General features: G+C 58.0%; 22 protein-coding genes, 6 tRNA genes and 3 other RNA genes. 4 read left to right on the top strand and 27 right to left on the bottom strand.

Features of this window, described 5'->3' with window-relative positions:
* Nucleotides 1–4 precede the first annotated feature (4 nt).
* Together ACJ8IP_RS11775 and aroG are read right to left on the bottom strand one after the other, a co-directional pair.
* Entirely contained in the window at nt 5–1,195 is a 1,191-nt protein-coding gene (locus tag ACJ8IP_RS11775; RefSeq protein ID WP_108680289.1) for a YjgN family protein, read from the bottom strand.
* 260 nt (nt 1,196–1,455) lie between these two features.
* A complete protein-coding gene (aroG, locus tag ACJ8IP_RS11770; protein WP_025301893.1) occupies nt 1,456–2,508 on the bottom strand; it encodes a 3-deoxy-7-phosphoheptulonate synthase AroG in 1,053 nt (350 codons plus the stop codon).
* Between the two features lie 212 nt (nt 2,509–2,720).
* Here aroG and ACJ8IP_RS11765 point away from each other — a divergent pair, with 212 nt between their 5' ends.
* Genes ACJ8IP_RS11765 through zitB form a run of 3 tightly spaced genes read left to right on the top strand, consistent with a single transcriptional unit; the run spans nt 2,721 to nt 7,485 of the window.
* On the top strand, nt 2,721–3,326 hold the full coding sequence (locus ACJ8IP_RS11765) for a response regulator (protein WP_033642206.1): 606 nt from the start codon (nt 2,721–2,723) through the stop codon (nt 3,324–3,326).
* Nucleotides 3,323–6,523: an ATP-binding protein gene (locus ACJ8IP_RS11760; protein ID WP_442524404.1), complete on the top strand. Its 3,201-nt coding sequence runs from the start codon at nt 3,323–3,325 to the stop codon at nt 6,521–6,523. Before ACJ8IP_RS11765 ends, ACJ8IP_RS11760 begins: the two co-directional genes overlap by 4 nt.
* Nucleotides 6,523–7,485 (top strand): CDF family zinc transporter ZitB, encoded by a 963-nt coding sequence (zitB, locus tag ACJ8IP_RS11755; protein ID WP_069100742.1) that lies wholly within the window; start codon nt 6,523–6,525, stop codon nt 7,483–7,485. The genes ACJ8IP_RS11760 and zitB overlap by 1 nt, the downstream gene beginning before the upstream one ends.
* A 35-nt stretch (nt 7,486–7,520) precedes the next feature.
* Here zitB and pnuC read toward each other — a convergent pair whose 3' ends face one another.
* The 22 genes from pnuC to cydA form a co-directional block, all read right to left on the bottom strand.
* Nucleotides 7,521–8,246, bottom strand: coding sequence for a nicotinamide riboside transporter PnuC (gene pnuC, locus ACJ8IP_RS11750; RefSeq protein WP_021504601.1), 726 nt, complete (start codon nt 8,244–8,246; stop codon nt 7,521–7,523).
* A gap of 20 nt (nt 8,247–8,266) precedes the next feature.
* Nucleotides 8,267–9,328 (bottom strand): quinolinate synthase NadA, encoded by a 1,062-nt coding sequence (nadA, locus tag ACJ8IP_RS11745; RefSeq protein WP_072628167.1) that lies wholly within the window; start codon nt 9,326–9,328, stop codon nt 8,267–8,269.
* A gap of 321 nt (nt 9,329–9,649) precedes the next feature.
* Nucleotides 9,650–9,774: non-coding RNA, RtT sRNA (locus tag ACJ8IP_RS11740), on the bottom strand.
* Between the two features lie 78 nt (nt 9,775–9,852).
* Nucleotides 9,853–9,928 (bottom strand) — tRNA-Lys (locus ACJ8IP_RS11735).
* Between the two features lie 6 nt (nt 9,929–9,934).
* Nucleotides 9,935–10,010 (bottom strand) — tRNA-Val (locus ACJ8IP_RS11730).
* A 45-nt stretch (nt 10,011–10,055) separates the two neighbouring features.
* A non-coding RNA gene (locus ACJ8IP_RS11725) (RtT sRNA) lies at nt 10,056–10,179 on the bottom strand.
* A gap of 13 nt (nt 10,180–10,192) precedes the next feature.
* Nucleotides 10,193–10,268 (bottom strand) — tRNA-Lys (locus ACJ8IP_RS11720).
* Nucleotides 10,269–10,420: 152 nt separating this feature from the next.
* Nucleotides 10,421–10,545: non-coding RNA, RtT sRNA (locus ACJ8IP_RS11715), on the bottom strand.
* Nucleotides 10,546–10,560: 15 nt separating this feature from the next.
* Nucleotides 10,561–10,636, bottom strand: a tRNA-Lys gene (locus ACJ8IP_RS11710).
* 7 nt (nt 10,637–10,643) lie between these two features.
* Nucleotides 10,644–10,719 (bottom strand) — tRNA-Val (locus tag ACJ8IP_RS11705).
* Between the two features lie 29 nt (nt 10,720–10,748).
* Nucleotides 10,749–10,824 (bottom strand) — tRNA-Lys (locus tag ACJ8IP_RS11700).
* 178 nt (nt 10,825–11,002) lie between these two features.
* On the bottom strand, nt 11,003–11,797 hold the full coding sequence (gene cpoB, locus ACJ8IP_RS11695; RefSeq protein WP_004939852.1) for a cell division protein CpoB: 795 nt from the start codon (nt 11,795–11,797) through the stop codon (nt 11,003–11,005).
* Between the two features lie 9 nt (nt 11,798–11,806).
* On the bottom strand, nt 11,807–12,322 hold the full coding sequence (gene pal / locus ACJ8IP_RS11690; protein WP_004939853.1) for a peptidoglycan-associated lipoprotein Pal: 516 nt from the start codon (nt 12,320–12,322) through the stop codon (nt 11,807–11,809).
* 44 nt (nt 12,323–12,366) lie between these two features.
* Nucleotides 12,367–13,659: a Tol-Pal system beta propeller repeat protein TolB gene (gene tolB, locus ACJ8IP_RS11685; RefSeq protein ID WP_004939856.1), complete on the bottom strand. Its 1,293-nt coding sequence runs from the start codon at nt 13,657–13,659 to the stop codon at nt 12,367–12,369.
* Nucleotides 13,660–13,792: 133 nt separating this feature from the next.
* Nucleotides 13,793–15,016, bottom strand: a complete 1,224-nt coding sequence (gene tolA / locus ACJ8IP_RS11680; protein ID WP_164107210.1) for a cell envelope integrity protein TolA — start codon at nt 15,014–15,016, stop codon at nt 13,793–13,795.
* 81 nt (nt 15,017–15,097) lie between these two features.
* On the bottom strand, nt 15,098–15,526 hold the full coding sequence (gene tolR / locus ACJ8IP_RS11675) for a colicin uptake protein TolR (RefSeq protein WP_004939859.1): 429 nt from the start codon (nt 15,524–15,526) through the stop codon (nt 15,098–15,100).
* 12 nt (nt 15,527–15,538) lie between these two features.
* The gene (gene tolQ, locus ACJ8IP_RS11670; protein ID WP_004939862.1) at nt 15,539–16,222 is read right to left on the bottom strand and encodes a Tol-Pal system protein TolQ; all 684 of its coding nucleotides are present in this window, start codon (nt 16,220–16,222) and stop codon (nt 15,539–15,541) included.
* Nucleotides 16,219–16,623, bottom strand: coding sequence for a tol-pal system-associated acyl-CoA thioesterase (gene ybgC / locus ACJ8IP_RS11665; protein WP_004939863.1), 405 nt, complete (start codon nt 16,621–16,623; stop codon nt 16,219–16,221). Before ybgC ends, tolQ begins: the two co-directional genes overlap by 4 nt.
* Nucleotides 16,624–16,753: 130 nt before the next feature.
* Nucleotides 16,754–17,050, bottom strand: a complete 297-nt coding sequence (gene ybgE, locus ACJ8IP_RS11660; protein WP_004939866.1) for a cyd operon protein YbgE — start codon at nt 17,048–17,050, stop codon at nt 16,754–16,756.
* Nucleotides 17,050–17,163: a cytochrome bd-I oxidase subunit CydX gene (gene cydX, locus ACJ8IP_RS11655; RefSeq protein WP_004939868.1), complete on the bottom strand. Its 114-nt coding sequence runs from the start codon at nt 17,161–17,163 to the stop codon at nt 17,050–17,052. Before cydX ends, ybgE begins: the two co-directional genes overlap by 1 nt.
* 17 nt (nt 17,164–17,180) lie before the next feature.
* Nucleotides 17,181–18,320, bottom strand: a complete 1,140-nt coding sequence (gene cydB, locus ACJ8IP_RS11650; RefSeq protein ID WP_015376980.1) for a cytochrome d ubiquinol oxidase subunit II — start codon at nt 18,318–18,320, stop codon at nt 17,181–17,183.
* Nucleotides 18,321–18,334: 14 nt separating this feature from the next.
* A complete protein-coding gene (gene cydA / locus ACJ8IP_RS11645; protein ID WP_004939873.1) occupies nt 18,335–19,903 on the bottom strand; it encodes a cytochrome ubiquinol oxidase subunit I in 1,569 nt (522 codons plus the stop codon).
* Nucleotides 19,904–20,587: 684 nt separating this feature from the next.
* On the opposite strand from cydA, the gene ACJ8IP_RS11640 reads away from it, so the two are divergent.
* On the top strand, nt 20,588–22,486 hold the full coding sequence (locus ACJ8IP_RS11640; protein ID WP_164107209.1) for a bifunctional metallophosphatase/5'-nucleotidase: 1,899 nt from the start codon (nt 20,588–20,590) through the stop codon (nt 22,484–22,486).
* Nucleotides 22,487–22,558: 72 nt separating this feature from the next.
* Here ACJ8IP_RS11640 and sucD read toward each other — a convergent pair whose 3' ends face one another.
* From sucD to odhB, 3 genes are all read right to left on the bottom strand, one after another.
* The gene (gene sucD / locus ACJ8IP_RS11635) at nt 22,559–23,431 is read right to left on the bottom strand and encodes a succinate--CoA ligase subunit alpha (RefSeq protein ID WP_004939878.1); all 873 of its coding nucleotides are present in this window, start codon (nt 23,429–23,431) and stop codon (nt 22,559–22,561) included.
* The gene (sucC, locus tag ACJ8IP_RS11630) at nt 23,431–24,597 is read right to left on the bottom strand and encodes an ADP-forming succinate--CoA ligase subunit beta (RefSeq protein ID WP_015376978.1); all 1,167 of its coding nucleotides are present in this window, start codon (nt 24,595–24,597) and stop codon (nt 23,431–23,433) included. Before sucC ends, sucD begins: the two co-directional genes overlap by 1 nt.
* A gap of 122 nt (nt 24,598–24,719) precedes the next feature.
* Nucleotides 24,720–25,934 (bottom strand): 2-oxoglutarate dehydrogenase complex dihydrolipoyllysine-residue succinyltransferase, encoded by a 1,215-nt coding sequence (gene odhB / locus ACJ8IP_RS11625; protein WP_033642197.1) that lies wholly within the window; start codon nt 25,932–25,934, stop codon nt 24,720–24,722.
* Between the last annotated feature and the right edge of the window lie 55 nt (nt 25,935–25,989).

Genomic DNA, 25,989 nt, shown 5'->3' with positions numbered 1-25,989 from the left:
CGCCTCAGAAGCTGCCGCCCAGATCCAGCGCCTGCACCGCTTCTTCGGCCACCGCGCTGTTGGCGGTTTCCTGATGCGCCGTAATATCCAGCAGCGCCAGATCGCCTTCAACCGCCGTGCACGCCGCCAGATAACGGGCATGACGCACTTCCGCCACCGGCGCCGCCAAACCGAGCGAGAACAGGGTAATCAGGGTATTGGTGATCAACAATCCCATGTACGGCAGCGTTTTCATTGAGGAATGCAGCTTGATGTCGCCGTTCAGCCTTGCCTGATTAAACAGATAGTTGCGTTGGGCGACAACCTGGTAGCTGCTGGCCACCAGGGCGCCGATCAGCAGCACCACCATCATCAGCAGAAGGCTGCTGATATTGTCCAGCACCAGCACATCGATGGCTTCGTTGGTCAACAGGCCCATCAACACCATCTGATAGAGGGTAAAGAAGAACGAACCGATGCACACCAGCGCGACCAACATGAACGGCAGGAATATGAGCAGGCCGATCAAGGCAAATTTGATAAAGGCCGATTTCTTCAGTTCGGCAATAAACGGCGTGTTCCCGAAAAACAGGTTATTAACGTACAAATCATGCTGCAGTGCGCTAATAATGCCGTTTACCGCCGCAAATGCCGGTACGGCCAAAATCAGCGTCAGCACCAGCATAAATGCGATGGCGTTGACGCTGCCAAGACCGCTGCCAATGCCGAGCAAGACGATCAGACCGACATACAGTCCGATAATCAGCAATAATGGGCAGAACAGCAAAGCCCAATAGGCGCGCCCGGTGCGGCAGACATAATTAAAGCGCACGCCGCGATAGCTCGACATAATCGCATTGTAGCGCCAGCTGCGGATAACAATCCACGGCAACAGGGCAAGCAATACCAGCAGCGCCAACAGCCCCAGCAATGGCGTCACCGCCAGCAGGAAATAAAATACGATGATGCCGCCGATCACCAACAGCCGTCCTTTCAGAATTTGCAGCGGCTGCGCATGATAATCGAAACGATCGCCGTCCAATTCCGTGTTGCCGTAAAAATAGCGACGACGACGCACCGTCGCCCAGGCGGAATAGATGCCCAGGGTCAGAGCGGTCAATAACGCGTTGACTAACCAAATAGCGAAGTACTCACCACCTTTCCCATGGAATTTAATCCGGTGCAGCCCCAGCGGCTGCGAGGTATTGTTTGTCATAATTCTTTCGTCCTGAAAGGAATAAGGTCATACCACTCCCCACTTATTAGGCCTGCGGGGTTTATGGAATAAAAAAAGCGTCTTATATAAGCACAATGCCGAGAGCGGTGACAATTATTCTTTTATTAAATAGGAATAATGCGAATACGGCCGCTTAAAGATTTAATAAGCCCATTGACTGTAGGCCTTAAATTGACAGGAGATATAAAATTTTAAGGTAAATAGAAAAAGGGCCCGCTGGCGAGCCCCTCTTTACGCGATTAACCGCGGCGCGCTTTCACCGCCGCCGCCAGATCGCGCAGCACGGTTTCGGTATCCTGCCAGCCGATGCAGCCGTCGGTGACGCTCTTGCCGTAAACCAGCGGCTCGCCGCTTTCGAGGCTCTGGTTGCCTTCCACCAGGTGGCTTTCGATCATTACACCGATAATCGCTTTTTCACCGCCGCCAATTTGCCCGCAAACATCGGCGCTCACGTCCATCTGTTTTTTGAACTGTTTGCTGCTGTTGGCATGGCTGAAGTCGATCATCACCTGCGCCGGCAGCCCCGCTTTGCTCAGACCGGCTTTGACGTCCTTCACATGCGCCGCGCTGTAGTTTGGCTCTTTGCCGCCGCGCAGGATAATGTGGCAGTCACCGTTGCCGCTGGTGTTAACGATCGCCGAGTGGCCCCATTTGGTCACCGACAGGAAGCAGTGCGGCGCGCCGGCGGCGTTGATGGCGTCGATCGCCACCTTGATGGTGCCGTCAGTGCCGTTCTTGAAGCCGACCGGGCAAGAGAGACCGGAGGCCAGTTCACGGTGCACCTGCGATTCCGTGGTGCGCGCGCCGATGGCGCCCCAGCTCATCAAATCCGCCAGGTACTGCGGCGTGATCATGTCGAGGAATTCGCCGGCGGCCGGCAACCCGCTGTCGTTGATCTCCACCAGCAGCTTGCGCGCCAGGCGCAGGCCGTCGTTGATGTTGAAGCTGTTGTCCATTTGCGGATCGTTGATCAGGCCTTTCCAGCCCACGGTGGTGCGCGGTTTTTCGAAGTACACGCGCATCACCACTTCCAGCTCGCCGCTCAGTTCTTCACGCAGCGCCAGCAGGCGCCCCGCGTACTCTTTGGCGGCTTGGGTATCATGGATGGAGCAAGGGCCAATTACCACCAGCAGGCGATCGTCGCTGCCGCGGAGGATATTGTGAATTGCGCTGCGGGCCTGGGACACCGTCTTTGCCGCGCGTTCAGTGGCCGGGAATTTCTCCAGCAAAGCCACCGGCGGCAGGAGTTCCTTAATATCATTAATGCGTAAATCGTCGTTTTGGTAATTCATAGCTTTTCCATTCGGTATCGTGGGGTATTTCGCAGTGCGTAACGGTGTAGATCCCAACAATCTAGCCTGTGAGAATGGCGCTGTAAATCACCTTTGCCCCCCGCCGCTGGAACCGCCAAATTAACAGCAGATTGTGCTGTTTCATCTGGCGAGCGCAGAGCCTCCTTTTTCGCTATGCTAGCGATCAGAATATAAAGTGACCCGAGTTGAACATGCCCTCTCTGCTATTAGTTGATGACCACCCGGTGGTTCATGTCGCACTGGAAGCGGCGCTAATGAAATCATCCCGCCCCTACCGCCTGCAGGCGGCGCAGGATGACGTACAGGCGCTGGCCCTGCTGGCCGAGGCCGCTTTCGGCCTGGTGATCCTGGATATCGGCCTGCCGCAGGTCGACGGGCTGCAGCTGTTGAAAAAAATCCGCCGACGCTATCCGCAACAAAAGATCCTGATCTACACCGCGCAGGAAGCCGATGTCTATGCGCGCATGGCGCATGCCGCCGGCGCCGACGGTTTCGTCAATAAAGGCAGCTCGCTGGCGGAGTTGGTGCAGGCGATCGAACAGGTGCTGGACGGTGAAATCAGCTTCCCCGCCGCCGCGCTGGCCGAAGAGGCGCCGACGGCGGACGGCGGGCTGCTCACCCCTAAGGAGCTCGAGGTGCTGGGCTTGCTGAGCCAGGGGCTGTCCAACCTGCAGATCGCCGACCGGCTGCACATCAGCAACAAGACCGTCAGCACGCACAAAAAAAACATCCAGCGCAAAACCGGCGCCGGCAACCTGCTGGAGCTGGTGGCGGTGTTTAAAGAGCTGGCGCCATGATGCGCCGCGCCCTGCTGCTGCTGATCCTGTGGTGCGGCCTGGCGCAGGCGGCGGAGCCGGTGCGCTATCAGCTGGTCAGCAACCTGAATACCCCCGAGAATATGCTGATCGTCGGCGAGAAAAATCCCTGGCGCGATCGCACGCTGCGCGTCGGTATCATCAGTGAGAACACCAGCCCGTACAACATCATCGTGGACGACGATCTGTATGGGCTGAACGCCGACTACCTCGGCTATATTCAGCAGGTGACCGGCATCCGCTTCGCCATTTACGGCTTCGCCGATCTGACCCAGCTGGAACAGGCGCTGCACGACGGCAAGGTCGATCTGCTGTACGGCATCCCGCAGAGCGAAGCGCTGCACGGGCTGGAGATCTCCCAGCCTTACTACATCAGCAACCTGCGCGTATTGCGCGATCGCAGCAACGATAGGCCGGTGATGCTCAATTCCGCCAACGCCCGCGTCGCGATCGGCGCGCTGACCGACATGCAGTCCGGCGGCGCCCTGCAGGCGGTGGCGTCGCAGATCCAGCGCTACGACAACAACCTGCAGGCGGTCTATTCGCTGCTCAACGGCAGCAGCGACTACTTTATCGCCGACGAGGCCAGCGCCAGCTTTATCATCGACCAGCTGCAGCTCGGCCAGCTCTATCAAATTGAAAGCAACGAGAACCTGGGCAACCTCTCCTTCGTGTTCGCCGCCGCCGACCCGCGCCTGATAGACACGCTGGACACCGCCATCGCCGACGCGCCGATGGAACTGATGAATGCCCTGCAGAGCCGCTGGAGCAAAAAGATCCCCAGCTACCTCGATACCGGCAATGCCGATCTGACGACGATGGAGAAGAATTGGGTGGCGAGCCACCGCGTGGTTTACTATGCCGCCATCGAGAACAACTTCCCGTTCGCCTACCGCGGTTCCGACGGCCAGCCGCGCGGCTACGCCATCGATATTCTCAACATCATCGCGCAAAACACCGGGCTGCGTTTCGCGCCGCTGTGGGCGCGCAACGCCGAGCAGGCCGATCAGCTGGTGCAATCCGGCCAGGCCAGCTTCCGCGCCGCCCTGCCGCTGGCGCGCGGCGTCAAGGCGCGCTATGGCGCCAGCATGCCGATCCACCGTTCGCTGTGGGGCGTTTACGTCGGCCAGTATGCCAACGGCGTCTCGACCTGGAGCGATCTGGCCGGCAAGCGCATCGGCGTGCTGCAGGGCGATTTGGCTCAGGGGCTGGTGCCGGATCAGGAACAGACCGTCAGCTTCGCCGACAGCAAGTCGATGTACGACGCGCTGGCCAACGGCCAGTTGGATGCGCTGGTGGATAACGTCATTTCCGCCAACTTTTTGGCGCTGTCGCGCTATTCCGGCGCGATCAAACTGGCCTTCGCCGCCAACAACATCCCCTATCCGGTAGCCTTCGGCGTACGCCGCGATCAGCCGCTGCTGCTGGCGATCCTCGATAAGAACCTGATGCAGATCCCGGCGGATACCCTGCAATCGCTGCGCGATGAGTGGATCGTCGACCGCAGCAACCTTATCGACGCGGTGAACGACAACCGCATGCCGCCGCAGACCACCTGGCTGCTGGCGCTGTTGGCCGCCGCCACCGTGTTGCTGTTGGCGCTGACGCTGCGCCGTTTCATGCTGCAGCGCCGTGAAAAACGCGAACGCGAGGAGCTCGAGCAGGCGCGCCGCCGCGCCGAAGCGGAAAACCGCATGAAGAGCAAATTCCTCGCCACCGTCAGCCATGAACTGCGCACGCCGATGCACGCCATCCTTGGCCTGCTGGAACTGGAACTCAAACGCCAACCTGCGCCGGAAGGCCTGCCGGTGATTTACAGTTCGGCCTCATCGCTGCTCAACCTGCTCAACGACCTGCAGGATCACGCCCGACTGGAAACCGGGTCGTTGACGTTGGCGCCAAAACCGGTGGCGCTGCGCCCCTGGGTCGCTCGCATTGACGCCCTTTACCGGCCGCTTATCGGCGAACGGCCGTTGACGTTGAAGGTGACGGCAGATCCGGCGCTGCCGGAGGCGGTGGTCATTGATGGTGAGCGTTTACTTCAGGTGGCTAACAACCTGATAAACAATGCGATAAAGTTCACGACGCGCGGAACCATTCAGGTCGAGGTCGGCTGGCGCACGCAGGATGAACGACGGGGAGAGTTGCAGTTAACGGTGAACGACAGCGGCTGCGGCATCGCCGCCGATGAGGTAGGCAAGCTGTTTCAACCGTTTTACCGCGCGCGCGGCGCGCAACGCATCTCGGTGCAAGGCACCGGTTTGGGCCTGTCTATCTGCAAAGAAATCGTCGAACAGATGGGCGGCCGCATAGAGCTGCACTCGCAGCCGGGCGTCGGCACCCGCGTCGAGGTAGTGATACCGGTCGAGCTGAGCGGCGACGCGCCGGCTGACGCCCAGGAGGAGCACACCTTTGCTCTGCCGTCTTCCGCCTTGCGTACCGCGCTGATCGACGATCATCCCACCAATTTGTTGCTGCTGGAACGCCAACTGCGCCACTTCGGGCAGCAACCCGCCCGCTTCGAACAAGGCTATGCGCTGCTGAAGGCCCAGCGACGGCAGCCGTTTGACCTGCTGTTTATCGACTATAACATGCCGCGCCCGGACGGCCTGACGCTGGCCAGGCTGATCCGGCGCGACGAACAGCGGCTGCAGCGCCCGCCTTGCCGCATCGTGCTCTGTTCGGCGGACGTGCAGGAGTTTACCCGCATCCCGCCGGGGCTGGTGGCGATCGATCACTTCCTGACCAAGCCGATTTCGCTGACGGCGATCGGCCAGGTATTGGCTCAGCAACCGCAGGCTCAGGAAGAAAAGTCAGTCCTTACTGACCTACGGCAAACGCTGGCCGAAATGGCGGGCGGCGATCGCGCCATGCTGCAGCGGCTGGCGCAGACGCTCGGCGATACGCTGCGGCAAGACCGGCAGCGGCTCGCGGATGCCGTCGCCGCGAGCGACTGGCCACGCCTGGAACAGGCGGCGCACCGCATCAAGGGCAGCCTGCTGATGCTGCAGCTGCCGGAAGCCGCACAGCTGTGCCAACAGCTGGTGGATACCGCACGTCGGGGCGAACTTGCCGCCGCCGCTTATACTAAATTAAAGGCGTCAGTGGCGCAGATAGAACCGGAGCTGGACGCTCTGCTCGCCGCCGCCCCCACTTTCGCTATGCATAAGGATGAATAATGTCGGACACTCCACACGTACACCTGCCGAAAGACAGTAATAGTAAACGCCTACTGACCGCTTTTTTAGTCACCGCCGTCTTTATGGTGGCCGAAGTGGCCGGCGGCCTGTTGTCCGGCTCGCTGGCGCTGTTGGCCGACGCCGGGCACATGCTGACCGATGCCGCCGCGCTGTTGGTGGCGCTGATGGCGGTGCACTTTTCCCAGCGCAAGCCCAACGCGCGCCACACCTTCGGCTATCTGCGCCTGACCACCCTGGCGGCCTTCCTCAACGCCGCGGCGCTACTGGTGATCGTGGTATTCATCCTGTGGGAGGCGATACGGCGTTTCTTCGAACCACAGCCGGTGATGGGTACTCCGATGCTGATCATCGCCATAGCGGGGCTGCTGGCGAACCTGTTCGCCTTCTGGCTGCTGCATCGCGGCAGCGAAGAGAAAAATATCAACGTGAGGGCGGCCGCGCTGCATGTGCTGGGCGACCTGCTCGGCTCGGTGGGCGCCATCGTCGCCGCCATCGTCATTCTCGCCACCGGCTGGACGCCGATTGACCCGATCCTGTCGGTGCTGGTCTCCTGTCTGGTGCTGCGCAGCGCCTGGCGGCTGCTGAAGGAGAGCTTCCACGAGCTGCTGGAAGGCACGCCGCAGGAGGTCGATATCGCCAAGCTGCAAAAAGACCTGTGCCTGAACATCCCGGAAGTGCGCAATATCCACCACGTACACGTCTGGCAGATCGGCGAACAGAAGCTGATGACGCTGCATGCGCAGGTGATCCCGCCACATGACCACGATGGGCTGTTGCAACGCATCCAGGCTTATCTGTTGCAACACTACAAGATCGGCCACGTGACCATTCAGATGGAGTACCGGCACTGCGAGACGCCGGACTGCGGTATCAATCGGGCGCCGGAGCCGAGTGAACACTCACATGCCGAAGCGCATTCGCACCTGGGGCATCGCCACTAAGCCAAGAGGGCGCCATCACGGCGCCCTCTGCGTTGTTACGGAGCGGAAGATAACGGATTGGAATGGTTGCGCCCGGCGCTCTTGATCCACAGCCAGGAGCCGTTCAGCGCGATCAACGTCAGAATGACGTACTCCAGCGCCATCGCGTAAACGCCCTGGTAAGCGAAGATCGCCACGCTGATGACATCGATCACCACCCACAGCAGCCAGTTTTCCACGTACTTGCGCGTCATCAGGATCATCGCCACGATGGACAGCACCATCATCGCCGAATCCCAGAACGGGAAGGCGTCCGGCTGCAGCGTCGGCATCTGTACGTTCAGCCCCAGCCCTTGCATCACCGCCACCGCAATCTGCGTCAGCCAGGCGAACACGCGGTCGATGTTGAAGGTCATCAGGCCGATGCCGATGACGCAGACCGCCGCCCAAGCCAGCGCTTTCGGCAGCGGCAGCCAGCGGATCTGCAGTTCAGCCTGATTATCCTGGGTCTGGCGGCTCCAGGCATACCAACCGTAAATATTGGCGCCGAAGAAGAACAGCTGCAGCAGCAGGCTGGCGTACAGCTGGATCTGGAAGAAAATCACCGCGAACAGCGTGACGTTGATCAGGCCGAACAGGTAGTTGATGATTTTTTCCTTGCTGGCGTACCAGATGCACAGCAACCCGAACAGTGTGCCGATGGCTTCGATCCACGACAGATCGTAACCGCCCGCGCCAAGCGGAATATGCACCAGAATATTGCTGGTACTGAAGAAGCTCATGAGGTCATCCTTTTAAACGGTTAAGCGTTGCCTTTAACCTGCATCTTAAGCTGAGCGGCGAAATCCAGCATGCGGTTCAGCGGTACCAGCGCCTTTTCACGCAACGCAGCGTCCACGTGGATCTCATGCTGTGCGCCCCCCTGCTCCAGACCTTCGGCAATCGCCTTCAGGCCATTCATCGCCATCCACGGGCAATGCGCGCAGCTGCGGCAGGTCGCGCCTTCTCCGGCGGTCGGCGCTTCGAACAGCTCCTTGTCCGGACAGGCCTGCTGCATCTTGTAAAAGATACCGCGATCGGTGGCAACGATCAGCTGTTGATGCGGCAATGTTTTCGCCGCCTGAATCAACTGGCTGGTAGACCCCACCGCATCCGCCAGCTCGACCACCGCCTGAGGCGATTCGGGATGCACCAGGATAGCCGCCTGCGGATAGAGCGCCTTCATGCGCCGCAGTGCCTGGGTCTTGAACTCGTCATGGACAATGCAGGCGCCTTGCCAGCACAGCACGTCGGCGCCGGTCTGCTTCTGCACGTAGCTGCCGAGATGGCGATCCGGCGCCCAGATAATTTTCTCGCCCAGGCTATCCAGATGCTCGATCAGTTCGACGGCGATGCTGGAGGTCACCACCCAGTCGGCGCGCGCTTTGACCGCCGCCGAGGTGTTCGCATAGACCACCACAGTGCGATCGGGATGGCTATCGCAAAACGCATGGAACTCCTCTTCCGGGCAACCCAGGTCAAGCGAACATTCGGCAAACAGGGTCGGCATCAGCACCTGTTTTTCCGGGCTGAGGATCTTGGCGGTCTCCCCCATGAAGCGCACGCCGGCCACCAACAACGTGGAAGCCGGATGGGTGCTGCCGAAGCGCGCCATTTCCAGCGAATCCGCCACGCAGCCACCGGTTTCTTCCGCCAGCGCCTGGATTTCCGGATCGGTATAGTAGTGGGCGACCATCACCGCATTGCGCTGCTTGAGCAAGGTTTTGATCTTTTCGCGATAAAAGGCTTTTTCCGCTACGTCCAGCGGTACCGGTTTGGGCGGGAAAGGATACACCGCCGCGTTGACATCAAACATTTCACTCATCGCTGCAATCTCATGCTAGGCTGGGCGCCTGCCATTTGAATATCGCCTGCCGCAACGCCCTTAGTTTTATATACTAAACAAAATACCTAAAATTGCGCGAAAAGTCCGCTGATATTTTCAAATTTGCGCACTTAGTGTTTAATGGATTAAAAACACTGGAATGAGCCGCGCAGAGCACAGCGGATAATGGCCTGGCGAAGACGCATAACGCCCAGAGAAGACCCGGATGCCGATTGGCGCAGAGTTGAAACGAGAAAGCAGGGATTCAGGTTGGGGTGCTGCAGAGGTGAAAAAAACGCCAAAAGGCGCTTTTTTCTGAATGGGTGGGTCGTGCAGGATTGATTCGGCCTGTGGCCTCACCCTACGGGCAACGCTGCGCGTTGTCGTATCGCTGCGCGATGCTCGAACCTGAACGCAGGATCTCACCCGCACGACTCAGTGGGCTATGTCAGCAAGAAGATAATAAGGCAGAGCCAGGTAGGCGCAGATGCGAAAAAAGCGCCAAAAGGCGCTTTTTTCTGAATTGGTGGGTCGTGCAGGATTCGAACCTGCGACCAATTGATTAAAAGTCAACTGCTCTACCAACTGAGCTAACGACCCGCAGTGTGGTGGGTGATGACGGGCTCGAACCGCCGACCCCCTCCGTGTAAAGGAGATGCTCTACCAACTGAGCTAATCACCCACTGCTGTGGTACTGCTATTTTTCACATCCTGCTCTATCAAAGAGTGGTGGGTCGTGCAGGATAACTCGGCCTTTGGCCTCGCCCTAACGGGCCATCACCGGGGTGATGTTGTCTCGCTTCGCAAGACTCGAACCTCTACGGTTCTCATCCTGACGATTTAACACCTTGCTCTATCAAAGAGTGGTGGGTCGTGCAGGATTCGAACCTGCGACCAATTGATTAAAAGTCAACTGCTCTACCAACTGAGCTAACGACCCACTGATGTGGTTTACTGCTGATGGCGAATAGGTTACAAAAACCGACTCGCGGAAAACAAGGATGGGGATGTTCAGGACAACTCGACGGGTACTCGACTCGGACCTTTACTTTGCCACATCAAACCGATTCTGAAGCTGCCATTCTCGAAGAATGGTGGGTCGTGCAGGATAACTCGGCTTTTGGCCTCGCCCTTGCGGGCCATCACCGGAGTGATGTTGTCTCGCTGCGCGAGACTCGAACCTTTACGGTTCTCATCCTTTACGATTCTCTATCGCAGCCATTCTCGAAGAATGGTGGGTCGTGCAGGATTCGAACCTGCGACCAATTGATTAAAAGTCAACTGCTCTACCAACTGAGCTAACGACCCATAACAGTGGTGGGTGATGACGGGCTCGAACCGCCGACCCCCTCCGTGTAAAGGAGATGCTCTACCAACTGAGCTAATCACCCACTGTTGTGGTTACTGCTACTTCAGAAATTGGTGGGTCGTGCAGGATTCGAACCTGCGACCAATTGATTAAAAGTCAACTGCTCTACCAACTGAGCTAACGACCCAATTTCCCTGCCGCTTTAACATCTTGCAAGATGTCTTGGCAACGGCGGCATATATTACTAATTTATCTTGGCAGCGCAACCTAAATTTTTTACCGATGCGTTCAACTGCTTGTTCTTCACGCGAATGAGCCCAGAAATCGGTCAAATCGACTAACTTCTGGGCTCATTTTTCTAACCGTTAACCGCCTACGCGACTTTTCGCCTGCTTGGCCGCCGCACTGGTTGGGTATTGTTTAATCACCTGCTGGAACACGGCCTTGGCTTTATCGGCCTGCCCTTTTTCCTGCATGATGATACCCACCTTGTACATGGCGTCCGGCGCCTTCGGTGATTTAGCGTAATTCTTCACCACCACCGCAAAATAATAGGCCGCATCGTCTTTTTTACCCTTGTTGTAGAACAACTGGCCCAGCCAATAGTTGGCGTTGGGCTGGTAAGTAGACTTCGGGTACTGTTTTACGAAGGACTGAAAGGCGGAAATCGCCTGGTCATACTGTTTTTTTTCCAGCGCCAGAGAAACAGCGGCGTTGTAGTCGCTGTTCTCATCACCGCCGCTCGGCGTTGCAGAAGCGGCTGCAGGCGCGCTGCTGCCCGCATCGGAAGATGCGCCTGCGGCTGCCCCGCCGGCAGCGCCCGCTGCCGCAGAGGCGCTCTGAGCGCCGCCCTGGCTGAGGCTATCCATCTGTTGATAGATTTGCTTCTGGCGTTCAACGACCTGATTCAACTGATACTGGCTTTCCTGGATTTGCCCACGGAGAGAATCAATGTCGCGTTGATTGTCAGAGAGTTGTTGCTGGAGTTGGTTTAAAAGCTGGCCTTGAGCATTGCTGATGCGCTCAAGCGAGGTGACGCGGTCTTCGACCGAGCCGGAGCCGACATTACTGATTGGCGCTTGGGCAGTAGCGGCCCAAGGGGCCGCTACGCCAACCAGTAACGACAGACTCAACAGGTGACGTCTGAAGTTACTGTTCATGCGATTCTCTTAGTAAACCAGAACGGCACGACGGTTTTTAGCATAAGCCGCTTCGTCGTGGCCCAGTACTGCTGGTTTTTCTTTACCGTAAGAAACGATAGAGATCTGGTCAGCGGAAACGCCTTTACCCTGCAGGTACATTTTAACGGCGTTAGCACGACGCTCACCCAGAGCGATGTTGTATTCCGGCGTGCCGCGTTCGTCAGCGTGGCCTTCAACGGTCACTTTGTAAGACGGGTTGTTACGCAGGAATGCAGCGTGCGCGTCCAGCATCTGAGCGAATTCGGAGCTTACGTCATACTTGTCCAGGCCGAAGTAAACGATGTTGTTCTTCTGCAGTTCTTGCATCTGCAGACGAGCTTGTTCTTCGGAAGACAGGTTGCTGCTGCCGTTTTCCATACCAGTGCCGGCGCCAGCGCCCATACCAGATTGGTCGTTGTTCGCGCTTTTGTTAGAACTACAAGCTGCTACAGCCAGAACTGGCAGTGCCAGCAGAAGCCCTTTCAGCACTTTGTTCAGTTGCATTTCTTTGATCCTTTTATAGTTTGCCATACATATTTACACATGCATCACAGATACGGCGACCAGGCAGGGAATTTGACCTGTCCATCAGTTGCCGGAAGACGCGCTTTGAAACGCCCATCAGTTGACACCAACTGCAGCACGGAGCCCATACCTTGCGTGGAGCTATAGATCACCATGGTGCCGTTTGGCGCAATACTAGGCGTTTCATCCAGGAAGGTGCCGGTCAAAACCTGAACGGCGCCTGATCCAAGATCTTGTTTGGCGATGTGTTGTGCACCACTGTTGGTGCTGACCATCACCAGGAATTTACCATCGGAGCTGACTTCAGAATCCTGGTTCTGAGAGCCTTCCCACGTCAGACGCTGTGCGGCACCGCCGCTGGCGCTGATTTTATAAATCTGCGGACGCCCGCCCTGGTCGGAGGTAAACGCCAGAGACTGGCCATCCGGGAACCAGGTCGGTTCGGTGTTGTTGTTGCGGCCATCGGTCAGCTGCGTGATCTGGCCGGAGCCGAGGTTCATCACGTACAGGTTCAGGCTGCCGCTCTTGGACAGCGCGAAGGCCAGCTTGCTGCCGTCCGGCGAGAACGCCGGCGCACCGTTGTGGCGCGGGAACGAAGCGATCTGGCGGATGGCGCCGTTAGCCAGGGTTTGCACCACCAGCGCGGAACGGCCGCTCTCGAAGGTCACGTAAGCCAGTTTGCTGCCATCCGGCGACCAGGCCGGCGACATCAGCGGCTCAGGCGAACGGTGCACCGTGAACTGGTTGTAACCGTCGTAATCCGCTACGCGCAGCTCGTACGGGAATTTCCCGCCGTTGGTCTGCACCACATAGGCGATACGGGTGCGGAACGCGCCCTTGATGCCGGTCAGCTTCTCGAACACTTCGTCGCTGGCGGTATGGGCAGAATAACGCAACCACTGTTTGGTCACTTTATACTGGTTCTGCGCCAATACGGTGCCCGGCGAACCCGAGGTGTCCACCAACTGGTAGGAGATCAGGTAGCTGCCGTCGGCGCCAGGTTGAACCTGACCGACCACTACGGCGTCGATGCCCAATGCAGTCCAGGCCGCCGGCGTCACTTCAGACGCGGAGGTAGGTTGCTGCGGCATGCGCGCCACGTCGATCGGGTTGAATTTGCCGCTGTTGCGCAGATCCGCACCGACAATCTTGCCGATATCTTCCGGCGGCGTGCCTGGGCCCGCCCATTTAAACGGCACCACGCCAATCGGACGAGCGGAGTCGACCCCTTGGGTGATTTCAATGCGAACTTCCGCGTGCAACACGGACGCCCACAGAATTAAAAAACCTAGCGCTACTCGAAATGCCTGCTTCATCTCATCTCCCTTATCCAGGCGGGATGCCTGCGATAAATTAGCAGAATTTTAACAAACCAACTCACGTAAAACTACATAATCCCTGTTGGTTACCTTAGTACATCCCTGTGATCTTACTTAGCTCAAACAACCATTATTCCGGCCTGAACGTAAGGGGAGCATTCTTAAACACCTCATACACCGCCTGGCTTGGCGGTTTCGGGATCTTCGCCTGTTTCGCCGCGGCTATCGCCGCCTGACACAGTGCCGGATCGCCCCCTTCAGATTTAACGTCTACCAGAAAACCGTCCGGGGCCAGCTTGATTCGCAGGTCACATTTACGGCCCTTGTACAGATCCGCATCGTAGAACTTGCTTTGAATCGCAGCGGTAATCTGGCCAAGATAGCCATTGATTTCCGCCCCGCTGGCCCCAGCCGCTTTGGCATTGCCCTGGCCAGCCGGTTTACCGTCACCCTTCTGCTTGCCACCACCTTTCGGCGCGTTCTTGCCGTCCGCCAGGCCACCAAACAGGTCATCAACTTCCGCCGATTGCTTCGCAGCCTCGGCGGCGGCTTTTTTCTTCTCTGCAGCCGCTTTCTTGGCTGCCGCAGCTTTCTCAGCGGCGGCCGCTTTCTTCTCTGCCTCGGCGGCAGCCTTCTTCTCGGCTTCCGCTGCGGCTTTTTTCTCGGCTTCAGCAGCCGCTTTCTTCTCCGCGGCCTCTGCAGCTTTTTGCTCTGCGGCAGCGGCGGCGGCTTTCTTCGCCTCTTCCGCCTGTTTCTTGGCGGCGGCAGCGGCGGCCGCTTCTTTCTTGGCTTCCGCTTCGGCTTTCTTCTGCGCGTCCGCCTGCGCCTTGGCGACCTTGTCCGCTTCGGCCTTCGCCTTGGCGGCGGCGGCTTCGGCGACCTTCTGTTGCTCTTTGGCTTTCGCTGCGGCGGCTTCCGCCGCTTTTTGCTGCTCGGCGGCCTGCTTCTGCTGCTCCGCCGCCTTCTGCTGTTGCTCCGCCTGCGCCTTGGCGTTCTGCGCGGCTTTCTCCTGCGCCGCCAAACGCTCTTTCTCCAGCTCTTTCAGGCGCTGCTGCTGCTCCGCCTGCTTCTGCTGAAGCTCTTCGGCCTGTTGCTCCGCTTTTTTCTGGCGCTGCTTCTCGGCACGCTGCGCATCGTTGCTCTGCTGCTGCTGGCGGTTGTACTGCTCCACCACCGCGCCGGGATCGACCATCACCGCGCCCACTACAGAACCATCGCCGCCGCCGCCGGCGCTCATGTCGACCTTTTCCTGCAGCGATCCCCAAATCAGCAGGGCAATCAGTATGAAGTGCAGAACGACCGAAACAATAACGGCGCGGTTCAGCTTATCGTTTTGCTCAGTTGCCTTTACCAAAATAGATTCCCAAAAACTGGTGTTGCTTATACGGGGTTCCTGGGCCGCAGCGCAGGAACCGGGTTGCCGTTCGCCTTACGGTCAGATCGGCTGGGTCATCAGCCCCACGGAAGCCACGCCCGCCTGATGGAGAATATTCAATGCCTTGATAATCTCATCGTAAGGGACTTCCTTCGCACCGCCGATCAAAAAGACCGTTTTCGGGTTAGCCGCCAAACGCGACTTGGCTTCGGCCGCGACTTGTTCAGGCGGCAGCAGCTCCATACGGTTGTGATCCACCACCAGGGTGTATTGACCTACGCCGGAAACCTCGAGGATCACCGGCGGATTGTCATCGCTGGACACCGTTTTGGAATCGGTGGCGTCCGGCAGGTCAACCTCCACGCTCTGCGTGATGATTGGCGCAGTTGCCATAAAGATCAGCAGCAGCACCAGCAACACGTCGAGCAGCGGAACGATGTTAATTTCGGACTTCAGCTCGCGCCGACTACGTCCACGTACTCTCGCCATGCTACCTCCTACTTATTTGCTGTCGCTGGAGAAGGCCTGACGATGCAGAATAGCGGTGAACTCTTCCATAAAGTTGTCGTAATTCTGCTCAAGCTTGTTGACGCGCTGGTTGAGACGGTTATAGGCCATTACCGCCGGGATGGCGGCGAACAGACCGATCGCGGTGGCGATCAGCGCTTCGGCGATACCCGGCGCCACCATCTGCAGCGTGGCTTGCTTCACCGCGCCCAGCGCGATAAAGGCGTGCATGATCCCCCACACGGTGCCGAACAGGCCGATGTACGGACTGATCGAACCGACGGTGCCGAGGAACGGAATATGGGTTTCCAGCGTTTCCAGCTCACGGTTCATCGAAATGCGCATCGCACGCGACGCCCCTTCGATCACCGACTCCGGCGCATGGTTGTTGGCGCGGTGCAGGCGGGCGAACTCTTTGAAGCCGGAATGGAAGATCTGCTCGGAACCGGTCAGGCTATCGCGACGCGCCTGACTTTCCTGGTACAGACGGGAAAGCTCGATACCGGACCAGAATTTGTCTTCAAAGGCTTCGGCGTCACGCGTCGCCGCATTGAGGATGCGGGTGCGCTGAATGATGATCGCCCAAGAGGCTACCGAGAAGCATATCAAAATCAACATGATAAGCTTAACCAGCAGGCTCGCCTTCAAGAATAAATCTAGGATGTTCATGTCAGTCACTGCTTAAACTCCGCGACAATAGACTTAGGAAGCGCTCTTGGCTTCATTTGGTGTGGATCAATACAGGCAATCAGGACATCTGCCTGGCTCAGTAGGGCCCCGTCAGAATTGACAATGCGTTGAGCAAACGTGAGAGAAGCCCCGCGCAGAGAGGTGATTTCACTCTGGACCTCCAGTTGCTCGTCGAGACGAGCCGGAGCCAGATAATCCACCGTCATGCGCCGGACGACAAAAGCGACTTGTTCACTGAGCAGCTGCTGTTGATGAAAGTTGTGCTGACGCAGCATCTCTGTGCGCGCTCTTTCAAAAAAGGCGACGTAGCGGGCGTGATAGACCACACCACTGGCATCGGTATCCTCGTAGTAAACGCGAACCGGCCATCGAAACAACGTATTACTCACTCTACTTCCCAGCAATGCAATTTAACGCTGCTACTATACGCAAGACAGATCGGGTTGGGAATGGGTTACAAGATGGGAATGAAAATAATTATGGGCCGTGAGGGCCCATAACGTGGGGACATCGGGGAGATTATAAAGAAACGTAAAGTAATCCTGCGCACAAGATCACAATTGCAGGAAGCGGCGCGAAAAAAGCGCGCCAGACGCTGCGCTGCGGGCGGAATCCGAAGCCGTGGATCACTCCGGCGCATACGGCCCAAATCAGCAACAGCCCTTCCCAAATCTCCAGCGAGCTGGTTTTGGCGGCGAAACGCGTCGGATCCCAGAACACGCACCCCGCCAAAATCAACGCCAGCACCAGTGAAAGGGCCCGAACCGGGCCCTTGTCGGTGACAGCGTACAGCTTGTCAATCACGGACGAGCTCATTACTTACCGTCTTGCTGAGCTTTGGTCGCTTCGCTCTGCTCAAGCGCCAGCGCCGTGATGATGCCGAAGGCGCAGGCAAGAAGCGTTCCGAGAATCCAGGCAAAATACCACATGGTTTAGCTCCTTATCCTTAGTACAGCGAATGCTTGTTGTTTTCGATGTAGTTCTTGTCGAGACGACCGAACATTTTGTAGTACGACCAGCTGGTGTACGCCAAAACGATAGGCACGAAGATCGCCGCTACGACGGTCATCACTTTCAGCGTCAACAGGCTCGACGTCGCGTCCCACATGGTCAGGCTGACGTTAGGCACGGTGCTGGACGGCATCACGAACGGGAACATGGTGACCCCGGCGGTGAGGATGACGCAGGCGATGGTCAGCGACGAGGTGACGAACGCCAGCGCGCCTTTCTCCAGACGCGAGAACAGGATGGTGAACAACGGCAGCACTACGCCCAGTGCAGGCAAGGCCCACAGCAGCGGATACTTGTTGAAGTTGATCAGCCATGCGCCGGCCTGATGCGCCACTTCTTTACGCAGCGGGTTGGATTCCGCCATGGTGTCCAGCGCCGAAGTGATCACGTAGCCGTCGATGCCTTTAACCAGCCACACACCCGCCAGCAGGAAGCATACCGCCATGATCAGCGTCGCGATCTGCGCTGCGGCGCGTGACCGCAGGTGGATCTCGCCGGTGGTGCGCATCTGCAGATAGGTCGCGCCCTGAGTGACCAGCATGGTCAGACTGACCACGCCCGCCAACAGACCGAACGGATTCAGCAGCTGGAAGAAGTTGCCGGTGTAGAACAGACGCAGGTACTCGTCCACATGGAACGGTACGCCCTGCAGCAGGTTGCCGAACGCCACGCCGAACACCAACGCAGGCACGAAGGAACCGATGAAGATGCCCCAGTCCCACATGTTGCGCCAGCGGCTGCTCTCCAGCTTGGAACGGTAGTCAAAACCGACCGGGCGGAAGAACAACGCCGCCAGCACCAGGATCATGGCGACGTAGAAGCCCGAGAAGGCCGCTGCGTAGACCATCGGCCAGGCGGCGAACAGCGCGCCGCCGGCGGTGATCAGCCACACCTGGTTACCGTCCCAGTGAGGGGCGATGGAGTTGATCATCACCCGGCGCTCGGTATCGGTTTTACCGATGATGCGCACCAGGATGCCGACGCCCATGTCGAAACCGTCGGTGACGGCGAAGCCGATCAGCAGTACGCCAACCAGCACCCACCAGATAAATCGCAGTACTTCATAGTCAAACATACGTGGACTCCTGTTTAGCGCGCTTCCTGCACGGCGGCAGTCGGTTGTTCAAAGTGGTAGCGGCCGGTTTTCAGGCTGCTTGGACCCAGACGCGCAAACTTGAACATCAGGTACATTTCAGCCACCAGGAACAGGGTGTACAAGCCGCAAATCAGCCCCATCGAGAACAGAATGTCGCCCGCGGTCAGCGAAGAGTTGGCGACTGCGGTCGGCAGCACCTCACCAATCGCCCACGGTTGACGGCCGTATTCCGCCACGAACCAGCCGGCTTCCACCGCGATCCACGGCAGCGGCAAGCCATACAGCGCCGCACGCAACAGCCATTTTTTCTGGCCGATGCGGCCGCGCACCACGCTCAGGAAGGACAGACCGATAATCAGCAGCATCAGCACGCCACAGGCCACCATGATGCGGAAGGCGAAGTACAGCGGCGCCACGCGTGGAATGGAGTCCTTGGTCGCCTGCTGGATCTGCGCTTCCGTCGCGTCGCTGACGTTCGGGGTATAACGCTTCAGCAGCATGCCGTAGCCCAGGTCTTGCTTGGTTTTGTTGAATTCCGCACGCACCGCAGGATCGGTATTGCCGCCGCGCAGCTCTTCCAGCAGCTGGTAGGCTTTCATGCCGTTGCGGATGCGCACTTCATGTTGCGCCAGCAGATCTTTCAGGCCGGTGACCTGAGTGTCGGTGGAACGCGTGGCGATCAGGCCAAGCGCATACGGGATCTGAATAGAGAAGGAGTTTTCCATCTTGTCCTGATCGGGGATGCCGAACAGGGTGAAGGACGCCGGCGCCGGCTGGGTATCCCACTCCGCTTCGATGGCGGCCAGTTTGGTTTTCTGTACGTCGCCCATTTCGTAACCGGATTCGTCACCCAGCACGATCACCGACAGCACCGCTGCCATGCCGAAGCTGGCGGCGATGGCGAAGGAGCGTTTGGCGAAAGCGATGTCGCGGCCCTTCAGCAGGTAGTAAGCGCTGATGCCCAGCACGAACATGGCGCCGGTGGTGTAGCCTGCAGCCACGGTGTGAACGAATTTCACCTGCGCAACCGGGTTAAGCACCAACTCGGAGAAGCTGACCATCTCCATGCGCATGGTTTCGAAGTTGAAATCCGACGCGATCGGGTTCTGCATCCAGCCGTTGGCGACCAGGATCCACAGCGCGGACAGGTTGGAGCCGAGGGCCACGAACCAGGTTACCGCCATGTGCTGCACCTTGCTCAGACGATCCCAGCCGAAGAAGAACAGGCCGACCAGCGTCGATTCAAGGAAGAACGCCATCAGACCTTCGATAGCCAGTGGGGCCCCGAAGATATCGCCGACGTAATGAGAGAAATATGACCAGTTAGTCCCGAACTGGAACTCCATGGTCAAACCGGTGGCCACACCCAGAGCAAAGTTAATCGCAAATAACTTTCCCCAGAATTTGGTCATGTCTTTATAGATTTGTTTGCCAGACAGGACATATACCGTTTCCATAATTGCCAGCAAGAACGCCATACCGAGCGTTAATGGGACAAATAAGAAATGGTACATCGCCGTTAAAGCAAACTGTAAGCGCGACAGTTCGACAATATCAAACATCTTGACTCCTTGCTCCTCGCAGGAAGACTCCGACACGCGGTTATCGGCACGCTTCTTTCAAAGCCGCCAGTAACGCCCCGCAGTGAATGCCCTTAAACACAACAAATTTGATCCAGCTTCTCCGCTTTCAACCGCACACTCGGCCAATAGCCCGCACGGGCCGTCGACAAGCACGCCACTGAAAACCGACAACGGGTAACAAATGCAACAAGATCAACCATCCATAATCACAACATGGATGATACTCGCCCAATCCCACACAATAAATAGGTTTTTACGTGACGTGGGTTGGACTTTTGGTTACAGGTCAAATCTTAGCCGAAAGAGGTACTTCGGCCTAATTTGATCTGAGACAATTTAAGCCTATCCGCATATTATTTCCATATTCATCAGCACATTTCGCATAATTTTCTTAGGGTCATGTTGCGCAATGGTTTAATTGTTTTTTAATGATATTTTTGTGTTAAATAAATGTAATTCAAAAGAGCCGCCATTGTATTATTACGCACTTATTATGCGACATAATTAACCTTTTATTTCCAATAAGCCGTGACAGTGATAGCAGTCACAAAACAACAAATCTCTCTCCAATATTAGTCTATTTCTCGCAATGGGATCGTAAAGGTTGCGATTTTGTAGCAAAATGACCACTTATGTTAAAATTGCATTGAGTGACAATAACTTATGAAAAAAATCATCTTTGCCTCTGTCTTGGGACTCTCGGGAAACGCCATGGCCGCCGAAACGGTAAATATCACCCTGTTGGGCACCTCCGATCTGCACGGCACTTTCGTGCCCTGGGACTACGCCAGCGACACGGAAAACCTGGCGGGCAGCCTGAGCCAGATAGCCACCCAGGTCAAAAAGGTGCGCGCCGAACAGCCCAACCTGATTCTGGTGGACGCCGGCGACACCATCCAGGGCAACTTCGTCGAAACCTTCAAACAGGAGGCCGTCAGCCCGATGATGCTGGGCCTCAACGCGCTTGACTACGACGTTTGGGTGATGGGCAACCACGAATTCGACTTCGGTCTGCCGGCGCTGGCCACGCCGCTCAAACAGTTTAAAGGCGCGGCGCTGGCGGGCAACATCGTCTGGGACAGCGGCAAACCTTATCTGCCGGCCTATACCATCCTCGAACGCCAGGGCGTGAAGATCGGCATCATCGGCATGGACACGCCGATGACTGCGGAATTCGCCAAGGGCACCGATCGCATCAAAGGGCTGAACTTCACCGATCCGGTACAGGCGGTGAAACAGGTCATCAGGCAGATCGACGGCCAGGTCGACGCGATCGTGCTGGTCGCGCATATGGGCATCGACAACGAGAACCAGCGCCCCGGCACCGGCGTGGCGGACATCGCCAACGCCAACCCGGAGCTGGCGGCGATCGTCGCCGGCCACATGCATGTGAAAATCGACAAAGCGGTGGTGAACGGCGTCATCATCACGGAGCCGGATAAGTACGGTCGCGCGCTGTCACGCATTGACCTGCAATTTGAACGCCGCGATGGCAAATTCACGCTGATCGACAAAAACAGCTACACCTATTCCATCAAGGGGCTGGCGCCGGACAGCGCCATGCAGGCTCTCTACCAGCCGTATCATGACATTTTGCGCGCCAACGCCAACCGAGTCGTGGCGAAGCTGAGCGGCAGCGATCTGGTGCCTGCCGACGAGTTCCGCGGCATTCCTCAGGTACACGTTCAGGATACCGGCATCAGTGAGTTATTCCAGCAGGCCGCCCGTCACTATGCACCGCTGGCGCAGGTGATCGCCCTGCAGATCGACAACGATCGCGCCAAACTGGATGTCGGCGACATCAAGGCCAAGGATATCGCCTTTAACTACCAATACGCCGGCGGCGAGATCACCGTTTATCAGCTCAACGGCAAAGCGCTTAAACGCTACATGGAGTGGTCTGCCGATTATTTCAATCAGCTGCAGCCGGGCGACGTCACCTACAGCTTTAACCCGGCGCGGCGCTCGTCCAAATATTCCACCAACGATTTCTTCGACGGCGTCACTTACACCATCGATCTGCGTCAACCGGCCGGTTCACGCATCGTCAGTCTGCGCCTGGCAGACGGCACGCCGGTCACCGACGACATGCCGATCCGCCTGGGCATGAACAGTTACCGTATGGGCCACCTGACGCAGAAGGGCGGCGCGCTGGAGGGGCAATCCTTCCCGGTGCTGTTCGACAGCAAAGCGCAATACGGTGAAGAAGAAGGCACCATTCGCAACCTGACTCTGCGCTACCTGACGGAAGTGAAACACGGCCAGTATCAGAGCGTGCCGCCGCAGCGCTGGAAGCTGGCCGGCATGGAAGGATACGAACCGCAGCGGGCGATCGTCAAACGGCTGCTCAATGAAGGCGTTATCCAGGTGCCGACCACCGACGACGGGCGCTATACCAACGTCGCCTCGATCAACGTCAAAGACGCGCTGTTCAACAATGCCGACGATTACCGCACCGCCCTCACCTCGCTGGAGCTACAGCGGCAAACCGCCGCGGATCCGGTGCGGCAGCGCCGCCTGCAGGATCGGATCGCGCTGATCAAGGCGCTTAACGACTTCTGATCTTCACCCATAAAAAAGGCCACCCAATGGGTGGCCAAACATGTCGAGATAGTGTTATTTCGTACTCAATGCTTAGCGCTTCAGCACCGCTTTTACCGCGTCGCCGATGTCCGCCAGGCTGCGAACGGTTTTCACGCCCGCCGCTTCCAGCGCAGCAAACTTCTCGTCCGCCGTGCCCTTGCCGCCTGCGATGATGGCGCCCGCGTGGCCCATACGCTTGCCTTTCGGCGCGGTTACGCCGGCGATGTAGCCGACAACCGGTTTGGTGACGTGTTCTTTGATGTAAGCTGCCGCTTCTTCTTCAGCGCTGCCGCCGATCTCACCGATCATCACGATCGCTTCGGTCTGCGGATCCTGCTGGAACATCTTCAGGATATCGATGAAGTTGGAGCCCGGGATCGGGTCGCCGCCGATGCCCACGCAGGTGGACTGGCCCAGACCGGCATCGGTGGTTTGTTTCACCGCTTCATAGGTCAGGGTGCCGGAGCGGGAAACGATGCCCACTTTGCCCGGCAGGTGGATGTGGCCAGGCATGATGCCGATTTTGCACTCGCCCGGGGTGATCACGCCAGGGCAGTTCGGCCCGATCATGCGCACACCGGCTTCGTCCAGCTTCACTTTCACAGTCAGCATGTCCAGGGTCGGGATGCCTTCGGTGATGGTGATGATCAGTTTGATGCCGGCATCGATCGCTTCCAGAATGGAGTCTTTGCAGAACGGCGCTGGAACGTAGATGACAGAGGCCGTCGCGCCGGTCGCTTCAACCGCTTCACGCACGGTGTTGAACACCGGCAGACCCAGGTGCTGAGTGCCGCCTTTGCCCGGGGTGACGCCGCCAACCATTTTGGTGCCGTAAGCGATAGCTTGTTCGGAGTGGAAAGTCCCCTGGCTACCGGTGAAGCCCTGACAAATTACTTTGGTGTTTTTATCGATTAAGATGGACATTATTTACCCTCCACTGCTGCAACAACTTGCTGAGCCGCATCAGTCAGGCTGGTCGCAGCAATGATATTCAGGCCGCTGTCCGCCAGTTTCTTGGCGCCCAGTTCGGCATTGTTCCCTTCCAGGCGCACCACGACCGGGACGTTAACGCCCACTTCAGCCACTGCGCCGATGATGCCGTCAGCGATCAGATCGCAACGTACGATACCACCGAAGATGTTAACCAGAACCGCTTTCACCTTGTCGTCGGACAGGATGATTTTGAACGCTTCGGTCACGCGCTCTTTGGTCGCACCGCCGCCAACGTCCAGGAAGTTGGCCGGTTCGCCGCCGTGCAGTTTAACGATGTCCATGGTGCCCATCGCCAGACCGGCGCCGTTCACCATGCAGCCGATGTTGCCGTCGAGGGCAACGTAGTTCAGCTCCCACTGAGCCGCACGGGATTCACGCTCGTCTTCCTGCGAAGGGTCACGCATTTCACGCAGTTCAGGCTGACGGAACAGGGCGTTGCCGTCGGCGCCCAGTTTGCCGTCCAGGCACACCAGATCGCCCTGCTTGGTGATCACCAGCGGGTTGATCTCAACCATCGCCAGGTCGCGCTCCAGGAACAGCGTCGCCAGACCCATGAAGATCTTGGCGAACTGGCTGACTTGCTTGCCGGTCAGGCCCAGTTTGAAGGCCAGCTCACGGCCCTGATAAGGCTGTGGACCCGCCAGCGGATCGATGGTCATTTTGTGGATCAGTTCCGGGGTTTCTTCCGCCACTTTCTCGATTTCCACGCCGCCTTCGGTAGACGCCATGAATACGATGCGACGGGTCGCGCGGTCTACAACGGCGCCCAGGTACAGCTCTTTATCGATGTCGGTCGCCGCTTCTACCAGGATCTGGTTAACCGGCTGGCCCAGCGCGTCAGTCTGGTAAGTCACCAGACGTTTGCCCAACCAGGCTTCCGCGAAGGCACGGATATCTTCTTTGCTGTTGACGACTTTAACGCCGCCCGCTTTACCGCGGCCGCCAGCATGAACCTGACATTTCACCACCCACGGGCCGGAGCCGATTTTGGATGCGGCTTCTTCTGCTTCACGCGGAGTGGTACAGGCGTAACCGGTTGGTGCCGGCATGCCATACCGAGCAAACAGCTGTTTTGCCTGATATTCGTGTAAATTCATGATGTTCTATCCATTCAGTTCTGAAGGTTTTTAGCCGGACCATTATTACGCGGTAAACCGCATGGTTTTCCGGCCACATAGCACAGAGTGCGGGCGCGGCATGCCGCGCCCGGCAAGGGTTACTAGACGTCCAGCAGCAGACGAGCCGGATCTTCCAGCATCTCTTTGACCGTCACCAGATAACCGACGGATTCTTTACCGTCGATCAGGCGGTGGTCATAAGACAGCGCCAGATACATCATCGGCTGGATCACCACCTGACCATTGACCGCCATTGGGCGATCTTTGATGGCGTGCATGCCCAGGATGGCGCTCTGCGGCGGGTTGATGATCGGGGTGGACATCAGGGAGCCGAATACGCCGCCGTTGGTAATGGTGAAGTTACCGCCGGTCAGCTCTTCCACGGTCAGTTTGCCGTCGCGGCCCTTAACGGCCAGCTCTTTGATTTTCTTCTCGATGTCAGCCATGCTCATGGCGTCCACATCGCGCAGTACCGGCGTCACCAGGCCGCGAGGAGTAGAAACCGCGATGCTGATGTCGAAGTAGTTGTGGTAAACCACGTCGGAACCGTCGATCGACGCGTTCACTTCCGGGAAACGCTTCAGCGCTTCAACCACCGCCTTGATGTAGAAGGACATGAAGCCCAGACGCACGCCGTGGCGTTTCTCGAAGGCTTCGCCGTACTGCTTGCGCAGATCCATGATCGGCTGCATGTTGATTTCGTTGAAGGTGGTCAACATCGCGGTGCTGTTTTTCGCTTCCAGCAGACGCTCGGCGACGCGTTTGCGCAGGCGGGTCATCGGCACGCGTTTTTCGCTGCGGCCGGCCAGAGCAGGCTGCGGCGCGGCTTCAGCGGCGGCTGGTTTGGCAGCGGCGCCGCCTTTGGCCAGGTGCGCTTCCACGTCTTCACGCGTAATGCGGCCACCCACGCCGGTGCCTTTGATGGCGCCGGCATCGAGATCGTGTTCAGCAATCAGGCGGCGAATCGCCGGGCTGAGTGCGTCATTGCTTTCTTCTTCCAGGCTCGCGGTCGCGCGCTGCGCAGGCGTGGCTTCTTTCTCCTGGCTCTTCTCAGCGGTCGGCTTGCCGGAGCTGTCGCCCGGACGGATGCGGCCGAGCAGCTGGCGAGACAGTACGGTCGCGCCCTCTTCTTCCACGATAGCATCGAGAATACCCGCTTCACTGGCCGGCACTTCCAACACCACTTTGTCGGTTTCGATTTCAACCAGGACTTCGTCACGCTGAACGCTGTCGCCCGGTTTCTTGTGCCAGGTGGCTACGGTCGCATCGGCAACCGATTCAGGAAGGTCAGGAACCAGAATATCTACGCTACTCATTTAGCTTTCCCTTAAGTTTTTTATCATCTGCTTGCCGGCCCCTCGGCCGGCAAGC

The sequence above is a fragment of the Serratia sp. CY52157 genome, from assembly GCF_052168495.1.
Classification (GTDB): domain Bacteria; phylum Pseudomonadota; class Gammaproteobacteria; order Enterobacterales; family Enterobacteriaceae; genus Serratia; species Serratia ureilytica.
The sequence above is the reverse complement of the archived record's forward strand: the minus strand, read 5'-3'. Positions and strand labels throughout refer to the sequence as shown.